Below are 9,355 nucleotides of genomic sequence, written 5' to 3'. Positions count from 1 at the left end.
CGACACGCCGCATGCATGCGGCGCGTCACGTCGCCGGCGGGGCATGGGGCCGCCGCCGGAAAGTGGATGACGTTCTTCACGCAAAAGGAGCGAAATATGGGTGCCTCGGCAGCAGGTAGCGCGGGTGGTCCGAACGACACGACCCAGGTTCAGCAGCAGGCGGACGACCTGACCAAGACGCAGCTCGAACTGACGAAGATCAACTTCCAGGTTCAGCAGTCGACCGCGACGTTCGAAACCAGCAACGCAGTAACCGCGCAGGAAGGGACGGCGAACGCCCAGGTTGCGCAACACCTGAGTTCCGCCGGCCGCGCATGAAGCCGGTCGCCGGCCGCGCCGCGCGACGCCACATGCCCGGGCCGCCCATGACGGGCGCCCGGCGGGGCGTGTACGCGTGCCGGCCGGCTCGTTCCCGGCTCTGCCGGTCAAGGAGGACACGATCATGTCGGTAACAGGCGTAGGCGCGGCGCCGCCGGGCGCGGCCGCGCTCGCGGGCGCCGTGCAGCAGGCGGGCACGGCGTCCGATCCGGCGCAGGTGCGCCAGTTCGATGCGTTGATGCAGCCGGGTGCGGCCGCGGCGTCGCCGTCGGCGTCGGGCGTCGCGATGTCGCGCGCGCCGGCCGATGCGGCGCCGGCGGTGCAGATGACGCCCGCGACACCCGCGCAGGCGAACCATTCGTCGCTGGTCGAGCGGTTGCGCACATACGGCAACGATCTCGACACGCGGTACGCGAACATCGACAAGCATCGCACCGAGATGCTGACGTCGATGGCGGACAACCGCAGCGATCCGCTGATGACGATGGTGAAGGCGATGGATTTCCAGTGGACGGCGACCACCACGATTTCCGAATACCAGTTGAGCCTGTCGGTCGCGCAGGCGGCGAACGGCTTCACGCACACGGTGCTGAAGACGCAGGAGTGACGAAGGCCGGTGCGTGTGCCCGAAGCGGCCGCGCGCCCTGAAGCGGACAAACGATGACGACGATCGATTCGACGCCGCGCATGCATGCGTGGCGCAGCCGGGCAGCGCGAGCGCTGCTCGCGGGACTGCTCGCGCTGCTGGCCGGCTGCCAGAAGGAGCTGTACTCCGGCCTGTCGGAGCGCGACGCGAACCAGATGGTCGCCGTGCTCGGCGATGCGGGCATCAGCGCGTCGAAGGACAACGACGCGCGCGACACGTCGGATCGCAACGCCTGGCAGGTGAGCGTCGCGGACGGCGACATGCAGTCGGCGCTCACCGTGCTGCAGGCGAACGGGCTGCCGAAGCCGAGCTATGCGAGCCTCGGCGAGCTGTTCCAGAAGCAGGGGCTCGTGTCGACGCCGGCCGAGGAGCGCGTGCGCTACCTGTACGGCGTGTCGCAGGACCTGTCGCGCACGCTCCAGGACATCGAGGGCGTGGTGGTCGCGCGCGTGCAGGTCGTGATTCCGGAAAACGATCCGCTCGCGGACAAGATCAAGCCGTCGTCGGCGGCCGTGTACATCCGCTACCGGCCCGGCGTGGACCTGCGCGCGATGGCGCCGATGGTCAAGGATCTCGTCGCGCACAGCATCGAAGGGCTGCAGTACGACAACGTGTCGCTGTTCCTGCAGCCGGCCGCCGCGCGCGCGACGCGCGTGGACGGCATCGGCAGCGCGGTGTCGGACGTGCTGCGGCTGCGCTCGCCGCTCGGCTGGCTGGTGTTCGCGCTGATCCTGCTGACCTGCGCGGTGATCGCGCTGTCGGCCGCGCGGCGCGGGATGTTCGGCGCCCGGCTGGCCGGGCTGGTCGGCACGCCGCGCGGCGCGAACGGGGCCGGCGGTGCGTCCGCGTCGTCGGGCGGCGGCCTGCGCGCGCCGGACGGCGCGCGCGACGGCGCATGATCGAACACGCCGCGCTGCCGCCGGGTGCCAGGCCCGATGCCGCGCCGCTGCCGTGGCTGCACCCGCTCGCGCCGCCGCCGCCCGCGCGGCTCGCGGCGTTTCACGCGCTCGTTTGCGAATTCAACCTGCGGCCCGACCGCTATCTGCACGTGACGCGCGTGCCGGCCGAGTGGCCCGCGCGCTATCGCTCGCCCGACGCGTTCGGCCCGGCCGGCCGCAAGCTGCTTGCGCGCCATCTGCTCGACGCGAACGACGTGGCCGCGCATCACGACTTCGACGTCGCCAACCCGTGTGCGCGGCTCGCGCTGCTGCCCGGCGCGGCGCTCGAGCAGCTTGCGTCGTATGCGGGGCTGCTGCTGCATCGCGGCTGGCTGCGCGACGCGCTGACCGCGCGCCGCATTCGCGCGGAAATCGCGGCGAAGCTCGGCGGCGACGCGCTGGAACTCGCGCTCGAGCGCGCGCCGGAATTCGGCGCGCTCACGGACACGCTCGAACCGTGGCGTGCCGATCCGGCCGCACTGCCGGTGGTGATCCGCGCGCGCGGCGGGCGGCTGCTCGCGGATTTCATCGGCGTGGCCGGCGACGCGGTCGCGCGGCGCGCGCGCCTGAAATTCAACCGCGCGATCGACGACGAAGCGCCGTACTGGCTGAACCGCGCGCAGCGCGACCAGTTCGGCGAATTGCTGTTCCTGTTTCTGATTCCCGAGAGGCTTGCGTCATGGGACTGGCTTTTCTGATCACGAGCGACAACCTGCAGCTGCTGTCGGAGCGCAAGGTGCTCAAGGAGCGCGAATACGCGGCGCTGCTCGACGCGTCCGCGGTGATCGCGACCGCGCGCGACGAGGCCGCGCGCATCGTCGCCGATGCGCAGCGCGAATTCGACAAGCGCCAGGCGGCGGGCTACGACGAAGGCATGCGCCGCGCGCAGCGCGAGCATGCGGCGCAGGCGTACACGCAGGCGCTGGCCGCCGCGCGCACGATGGAGTCGATGAAGGATTCGATGGCCGACATCGTCGTGAAGGCCGTGCGCGCGATCGTCGGCGAGATGGGCACGCAGAAGCTCTACGAGGCCGCGCTCGCGCGGATCGCGCCGCTCGTGCGCGACGAGGCATTCCTGATCGTGCGGGTCGCGCCGGGCCGCGAGGACGAGATGCGCGACGCGCTCGACCGCGCATTCGCCGGCCAGTCGAATCGGCAACGGATCCGCATCGTCGAGGACGCCCAGCTCGAACGCCACGCGTGCACGGTCGAGACGCCATCCGGGCGCATCGACGCGAGCCTCGACCTGCAGATCGACGCGCTGCGCCAGGCGATCCGCCGCGATGCGCTGAAGGGCACGTCGCGATGAACACGCCGCTCGACGATCCGCAGTCGTTCGGCGGCGACAGCGACGACGATGCCGCGCCGTTCGATCGCGGCCGCCTCGTCGGCGACCTCGACGCGGGGCTCGCATTTTTCTCGCCGGTGTCGGTGCAGGGCCGCGTCAATCACGCGGTCGGGCAGATCCTCAACGCGACCGGCATCCGCGCGCGGCTCGGCGAGATCTGCGAACTGCGCACGCCGAACCAGCCGACGCTGCTCGCCGAAGTGGTCGGCTTCTCGCGGCAGACCACGCTGCTCACGCCGCTCGGCGACGTGGCCGGGCTGTCGCCGGAGACGACCGTCGTGCCGTCCGGGCGCGAGCACGTGTTCCCGGTCGGCGAAGCGCTGTTCGGCCGCGTGCTCGACGGGCTCGGCCGGCCGCTCGACGATCGCGGGCCCGTGACGGGCGCCGCGTGGGTGTCGACGCAGCAGGACCCGCCGAACCCGCTCGCGCGCAAGATGATCGACACGCCGTTTCCGACCGGCGTGCGCGTGATCGACGGCCTGATGACGCTCGGCATCGGCCAGCGCGTCGGCATCTTCGCACCGTCCGGCGTCGGCAAGAGCACGCTGCTCGGGATGATCGCGCGCGGCGCGCAGGCCGACGTGAACGTGATCGCGCTGGTCGGCGAACGCGGCCGCGAAGTGCGCGAATTCATCGAGCACAGCCTGTCGCCCGAAGTGCGCGCGCGCTCGATCGTCGTCGTGTCGACGTCCGATCGTCCCGCGATGGAGCGCGTGAAATCCGCGCTGGTCGCGACCGCGATCGCCGAGCACTTCCGCGACGCGGGCAAGCGCGTGCTGCTGCTGGTCGATTCGCTGACGCGCTTCGCGCGCGCGCAGCGCGAGGTCGGTCTCGCGAGCGGCGAGCCGCCGACGCGGCGCAGCTTCCCGCCGTCGACGTTCGCCGTGCTGCCGCGCCTGCTCGAACGCGCGGGGCAGGGCGCGACCGGATCGATCACCGCGCTGTACACGGTGCTCGTCGAAGGCGATGAGGAATCCGATCCGATCGCCGAGGAAGTGCGCTCGATCCTCGACGGCCACATCGTGCTGTCGCGCAAGATCGCGCTCGCGAACCGCTATCCGGCGATCGACGTGCTCGCGAGCCTGTCGCGTGTGATGCCGCTCGTCGCGAGCCGCGCGCATCAGCACTCGGCCGCGCGCGTGCGCGAGCTGATCGCGAAGTACCAGGAGATCGAGCTGCTCGTGCAGATTGGCGAGTACCGCGAAGGCAGCGACCGGCTCGGCGATCTCGCGCTGCGCGCGCGCGATGCGATCGGCGCGTTCTGCACGCAGGCGTCGCACGAGGACGTGCGTTTCGACGCGCTGCTCGCGAAGCTGACGAAACTCGCGAACGACCATGTCTGAAGCCGACGACCGTCTCGTGCTCGCGACGCTTGCGCGCCTGAAGCGCGTGCGCGAGATGCGCAGCCAGATCGCGCGCGTGGCGGCCGCGCGCCAGCAGGGCATCGCCGCGCAGAGCCGCCGCGCGCTCGATGCCGCGCACGCGCAGCTCGCGCGGCAGGTCGCGGCGAAGGCCGCGATCCAGACGCGGCTCGCCGACGACCTGCGCGAGGCGCGCGCGCTGCAAAACGCCGCGGCCGACACGCGCACGTTCGATCGTCACATCGGCGTCGCGAATGCGTCGGTCAGCGAAGCCGCGCACGTGCACCGCAATCACGAGGCGACGCTCGCGGACCTGCAGCGCGCCGCGCGCAAGGCGAAGGCCGCCGAGGACAAGCTCGACAAGGCGGGCGAGAAGGCATTGCAGGCGCGCGCCGCGCGGGTCGAGCGCGACGCCGACGAGGTCGCGGATGCGCATGCGGTGCGGCGTTTCGCGACAGCCGGCGTGTGGGCGGGCGATGCGCCGGAGCATGCGGCGGGGCAGCCGGAGATGGCCGCCGTATTCGATGCGGAGATGGTGTCGCGGCCGGCGGATGCGGATGCGACGGCCGCGGCCGACACCGCCGACTCGACCGCTGCCGACGCTGCCGACGCTGCAACCCCTCCCGCCGCCGCGGACCGCCGATGCTAGACCACGCCGCGAATTTCAACGACATCGCCGGCACGCTGCGGCCGCTGCTCTACGTGATGCCGCGCCTCCTGCCGGTCATGTTCGTGGTGCCGGTGTTCAACGAGCAGATCGTCACGGGCCTCGTGCGCAACGGAATCGCGGTGGTGATCGCCGCGTTCGTCGCGCCGGTGATCGATCCGGCGCAGGTCGCCGCGCTGCCGTTCCTGATGTGGTGCCTGCTCGTTGCGAAGGAGGCGGTGGTCGGCATGCTGCTCGCGGGCGCGTTCAGCGCGGTGCTGTTCGCGATCCAGGGCGTCGGCTACCTGATCGATTTCCAGACCGGCAGCGGCAGCGCCGCGTTCTTCGATCCGATGGGCGGCCACGAGGGCGGCCCGACGTCAGGCTTCCTAAATTTCGTCGCGATCGCGTTGTTCGTCACCGCGGGCGGCCTTCAAGTGCTGGTGCAACTGTTCGCGCAGTCGTACGCGTGGTGGCCGATCGGCTCGCTCGGCCCCGATTTCTCGTCGATGCTCGAGACCTTCGTCGTGCGGCAGACCGACACGATCTTCGAATGGATGGTGAAGCTCGCCGCGCCCGTCATCATCGTGCTGGTGCTCGTGGAGCTCGGCATCGGTCTCGTCGGGCGCGCGGTGCCGCAACTGAACATCTTCGTGTTCGCGCAGCCGGTGAAGAGCGCGCTTGCGGTGCTGATGATGGTGCTGTTCCTGCCGGTGGTGTACGCGTCGCTGCATGCGCTGCTGAGCCCCGACAGCGGGCTGATGGCGCTGTTGCGCGCGCTGTTCGCCGCGCACGGCGGCGCGTGACGGCCCGCCGGAACCGGAGCGACGATGGCCGAAAAGAACCAGCAGCCGACCGCGAAGCGCCTGCGCGAAGCACGCCAGAAGGGCGACGTGCCGAAGAGCGCGGAGACGATCTCGTCGGCGTTCTTCGTCGGCGTGTGCGTCGCGCTCGCGGTCGGGCTCGGCACGCTGTTCGCGCGGCTGCAGGCGCTGTTCCGGCTCGTGTTCGATGCGGCCGGCGCGGCCGATCCGTCCGCCCGGCTCGCGGTGCTGGTCGACGGCGCCGCGCGCGACTGGGCGCTGCTGTCCGCGCAGATCGTCGCGGCCGGGCTGCTGGCCGGCCTGCTCGCGGGCTTCGTGCAGGTGGGCGGCGTGATGGCGTGGAGCCGGCTCGTGCCGCAGCTGTCGCGGCTCAACCCGGCCGAGGGGCTGAAGAACATGTGGTCGATGCGCAACCTCGTGAACCTCGCGAAGATGCTGCTGAAGACCGTGCTGCTCGCCGCGACGCTCGGCTGGCTGATCGTCGAGTCGCTCGACCCGTCGGTGCAGTCCGGTTTCACGCGGCCGATGTCGATTCTCGCGCTGATCGTGAAGCTGCTGATGCTGCTGTTCGGCTGGGCCGCGCTGATCTACATCGTGATGGCGCTGATCGACATCGTTCACCAGCGCCATGAGTTCAACCAGAAGATGAAGATGTCGATCGAGGAAGTGCGGCGCGAGCACAAGGAAGACGAGGGCGATCCGCACATCGAGGCAAAGCGCCGGCAGCTCGCGCGCGAAGCGCAGTTCTCGTCGCTGCCGGACCGGATCGGCTTCGCGTCGGTGGTCGTCTATTCGTCGAGCGTCGCGGTTGCGCTCTATTACGGCGGGATCGGCACGCTGCCGTGGGTGCTCGCGCGCGGCGAGGGCGAGGCGGCCGAGCGGATCGTGCGGCTCGCGCGCGACGCGCTGCGCCCGACGCTCGCGAACGCCGGCCTCGCGCACGCGCTGTACGAGAGCACGCCCGAAAAGGGCACGATCCAGCAGCAGCATTTCCGCGAGGTCGCGCAGTTGCTGAAGTGGGCGACCGGCGCGGCATGACGGGTACGGCACGCCGGGCCCGGAACGCCGGCATGCACGCCGTTCGCCGATGCGGAATGATGTGGACCCTTTTCCTGCTTGCCGGGCCGATCGCACGTCGGGCTTGACGCGGCTTTTTTTCCGGATTTGTCCGACATTCATCCATGAATTATTGCTGATTTATTTCTTCGTAATATGGCTCGACCGTCAGCCGGGCGGCGGGCCGCGAGGTTGCGCCGCCGCTGACGGACCAGGTCAACAGAGGCAGACAAATCAAATGTGCGGAATCGACGGCTTTCTGAATAGCGTCGCCTTCGATGAGGAGACAGCGCGCGGCACGCTCGCGCGAATGACGGCGAGCGTCGCGCATCGCGGGCCCGACGGGCAGGGCCTCTGGGTCGACCCGGAGGCTGGCATCGCGCTCGGTCACCGGCGGCTTGCGATCGTCGATCTGTCGGTCCACGGCCGGCAGCCGATGGCATCCGCGTGCGGCCGCTACGTCATGGTCTTCAACGGCGAAATCTACAACCATCGCGAGTTGCGCGCGGAGCTCGAGCGCGCGGGGCGCGCCCCGGCATGGCGCGGCCACTCCGACACCGAGGTGCTGATCGCGGCGATCGTCGCGTGGGGCGTCGAGGCGACGCTGCGGCGCGCGACCGGCATGTTCGCGTTCGCGCTGTGGAATCGCGCGTCGCGGGTGCTGACGCTCGCGCGCGACCGGATCGGCGAGAAGCCGCTCTATTACGGCCGGATCGGCGACGCACTGGTGTTCGCGTCGGAGCTGAAGGCGCTGCGCGGCTATCCGGGCTTTGACGGCACGATCGATCGCGACGCGCTGTGCCTGTACCTGCGCCAGTCGAGCGTGCCGGCGCCGCATACGATCTATCGCGGCATCAGCAAGCTGCCGCCGGGCACCTTCATCCAGTTCGAGCATGCGCGCGACACGCCGCGCGTGCGCGCGTACTGGACGCTCGAGCAGGCGATCGAAGCGGGCCGCGAGCGGCCGTTCGAGGGCAGCGCCGACGAGGCCGTCGGGCAGCTCGACACGGTTCTGCGCCAGGCGGTTGCGCGGCAGATGGAAGCCGACGTGCCGCTCGGCGCGTTCCTGTCGGGCGGTATCGATTCGTCGGCGATCGTCGCGCTGATGCAGGCGCAGTCGGCGAACCCGGTCGACACGTTCACGATCGGCTTTCACGAGGCCGGTTACGACGAAGCCGGCTACGCGAAGGCGGTTGCGCGCCATCTCGGCACGCGCCACACCGAGCTTTACGTGACGGCCGACCATGCGCTCGGCGTCGTGCCGAAGCTGCCGGCGATCTACGACGAACCGTTCGCCGACGCCTCCCAGATTCCGACCTTCCTCGTGTCCGAGCTGACGCGCCGGCACGTGAAGGTGAGCCTGTCCGGCGACGGCGGCGACGAGCTGTTCGGCGGCTATACGCGCTATTTCCTGACGCCGCGCCTGTGGCGCAAGCTGCATCGCGTGCCGGCGGCGGTGCGCGCGCGGATCGCCGCCGCGCTGCACGCGCTGCGTCCCGATCACGCGGACCAGCTCGCGGCGGTCGCGCAGGGCGCATGGGGCGGTGTGGAAGCGCGCGACTCGGCGACCCGCATCGGCGACCGGCTGCACAAGCTCGGCCACGTGATGACGGCCGAGAGCCGCATCGGGCTGTACCGGCTGCTGATGTCGTCGGTGCATCATCCGGAGCGCATCGCGCTCAGCGGCCAGGAGCCGCCGACGCCGCTCGATACGGTGTCCGCATGGCCCGCGAACCTGAGCTTCGCCGAGCAGGCGATGGCGATCGACACGCTCACGTACCTGCCGACCGACATCCTCGCGAAGGTCGATCGCGCGGCGATGGCGGTCAGCCTCGAGACGCGCATGCCGTTCCTCGACCATCACGTCGTCGAATTCGCGTGGCGGCTGCCCGCGTCGGTGCGCTTGCCGGAAGGGCAGTCGAAGGCGCTGCTGCGCCGGCTGCTTTACCGGTACGTGCCGCCGGCGCTGATCGACCGGCCGAAGCAGGGCTTCTGCGCGCCCGTCGATCACTGGCTGCGCGGCGCGTTGCGCGACTGGGCCGACGCGCTGCTGCAGCCGTCGCGGCTGCGCGACGAGGGCTTCTTCGATGCGGCGGCCGTCGAGCGGCTGTGGCGCCAGCATCAGGCGGGCCGGATGAACTGGCAGCACCAGCTGTGGACGGTGCTGATGTTCCAGGCGTGGCTGGAACATCAGCGGGCGGCTTAACGCGCGGCGCAG

At 70.6% G+C, this 9,355-nt stretch carries 10 protein-coding genes; all 10 read left to right on the top strand.

Going from position 1 to position 9,355, the window contains the following annotated elements; genetic code table 11:
* Positions 1–96 precede the first annotated feature (96 nt).
* The 10 genes from WS49_RS09070 to asnB all read left to right on the top strand — a co-directional run bounded on the left by WS49_RS09070 (position 97) and on the right by asnB (position 9,343).
* Positions 97–318 (top strand): hypothetical protein, encoded by a 222-nt coding sequence (locus tag WS49_RS09070; protein WP_059527208.1) that lies wholly within the window; start codon positions 97–99, stop codon positions 316–318.
* 124 nt (positions 319–442) lie between these two features.
* A complete protein-coding gene (locus tag WS49_RS09065) occupies positions 443–925 on the top strand; it encodes a hypothetical protein (protein ID WP_059527205.1) in 483 nt (160 codons plus the stop codon).
* A gap of 53 nt (positions 926–978) precedes the next feature.
* Positions 979–1,863, top strand: coding sequence for a type III secretion system inner membrane ring lipoprotein SctJ (gene sctJ, locus WS49_RS09060; RefSeq protein WP_059526762.1), 885 nt, complete (start codon positions 979–981; stop codon positions 1,861–1,863).
* The gene (locus WS49_RS09055; RefSeq protein WP_059526760.1) at positions 1,860–2,600 is read left to right on the top strand and encodes a SctK family type III secretion system sorting platform protein; all 741 of its coding nucleotides are present in this window, start codon (positions 1,860–1,862) and stop codon (positions 2,598–2,600) included. Before sctJ ends, WS49_RS09055 begins: the two co-directional genes overlap by 4 nt.
* Positions 2,582–3,211: a type III secretion system stator protein SctL gene (sctL, locus tag WS49_RS09050; RefSeq protein WP_059526757.1), complete on the top strand. Its 630-nt coding sequence runs from the start codon at positions 2,582–2,584 to the stop codon at positions 3,209–3,211. Before WS49_RS09055 ends, sctL begins: the two co-directional genes overlap by 19 nt.
* Positions 3,208–4,593, top strand: coding sequence for a type III secretion system ATPase SctN (gene sctN, locus WS49_RS09045; RefSeq protein ID WP_059526754.1), 1,386 nt, complete (start codon positions 3,208–3,210; stop codon positions 4,591–4,593). Before sctL ends, sctN begins: the two co-directional genes overlap by 4 nt.
* Complete coding sequence (locus tag WS49_RS09040; protein ID WP_059526751.1) at positions 4,586–5,260, top strand: hypothetical protein; 675 nt, start codon at positions 4,586–4,588, stop codon at positions 5,258–5,260. Before sctN ends, WS49_RS09040 begins: the two co-directional genes overlap by 8 nt.
* Positions 5,254–6,063 (top strand): type III secretion system export apparatus subunit SctT, encoded by an 810-nt coding sequence (gene sctT, locus WS49_RS09035; RefSeq protein ID WP_059526749.1) that lies wholly within the window; start codon positions 5,254–5,256, stop codon positions 6,061–6,063. Before WS49_RS09040 ends, sctT begins: the two co-directional genes overlap by 7 nt.
* A gap of 24 nt (positions 6,064–6,087) precedes the next feature.
* The gene (locus WS49_RS09030) at positions 6,088–7,119 is read left to right on the top strand and encodes an EscU/YscU/HrcU family type III secretion system export apparatus switch protein (protein WP_059526746.1); all 1,032 of its coding nucleotides are present in this window, start codon (positions 6,088–6,090) and stop codon (positions 7,117–7,119) included.
* Between the two features lie 256 nt (positions 7,120–7,375).
* Positions 7,376–9,343 carry an asparagine synthase (glutamine-hydrolyzing) gene (gene asnB, locus WS49_RS09025; protein ID WP_059526743.1) on the top strand — a complete coding sequence of 656 codons (1,968 nt, stop codon included), beginning with the start codon at positions 7,376–7,378 and terminating at the stop codon, positions 9,341–9,343.
* Positions 9,344–9,355: the final 12 nt, after the last annotated feature.

Source organism: Burkholderia sp. RF7-non_BP4 (assembly GCF_001521935.1).
In the GTDB taxonomy this organism is placed as follows: Bacteria; Pseudomonadota; Gammaproteobacteria; order Burkholderiales; family Burkholderiaceae; genus Burkholderia; species Burkholderia diffusa.
The sequence above is the reverse complement of the archived record's forward strand: the minus strand, read 5'-3'. Positions and strand labels throughout refer to the sequence as shown.

Coding starts and splice junctions, on each gene's coding strand:
- WS49_RS09070 (WP_059527208.1), top strand. CDS start 97: ATGGGTGCCTCGGCAGCAGGTAGCGCGGGTGGTCCGAACGACACGACC.
- WS49_RS09065 (WP_059527205.1), top strand. CDS start 443: ATGTCGGTAACAGGCGTAGGCGCGGCGCCGCCGGGCGCGGCCGCGCTC.
- sctJ (WP_059526762.1), top strand. CDS start 979: ATGACGACGATCGATTCGACGCCGCGCATGCATGCGTGGCGCAGCCGG.
- WS49_RS09055 (WP_059526760.1), top strand. CDS start 1,860: ATGATCGAACACGCCGCGCTGCCGCCGGGTGCCAGGCCCGATGCCGCG.
- sctL (WP_059526757.1), top strand. CDS start 2,582: ATGGGACTGGCTTTTCTGATCACGAGCGACAACCTGCAGCTGCTGTCG.
- sctN (WP_059526754.1), top strand. CDS start 3,208: ATGAACACGCCGCTCGACGATCCGCAGTCGTTCGGCGGCGACAGCGAC.
- WS49_RS09040 (WP_059526751.1), top strand. CDS start 4,586: ATGTCTGAAGCCGACGACCGTCTCGTGCTCGCGACGCTTGCGCGCCTG.
- sctT (WP_059526749.1), top strand. CDS start 5,254: ATGCTAGACCACGCCGCGAATTTCAACGACATCGCCGGCACGCTGCGG.
- WS49_RS09030 (WP_059526746.1), top strand. CDS start 6,088: ATGGCCGAAAAGAACCAGCAGCCGACCGCGAAGCGCCTGCGCGAAGCA.
- asnB (WP_059526743.1), top strand. CDS start 7,376: ATGTGCGGAATCGACGGCTTTCTGAATAGCGTCGCCTTCGATGAGGAG.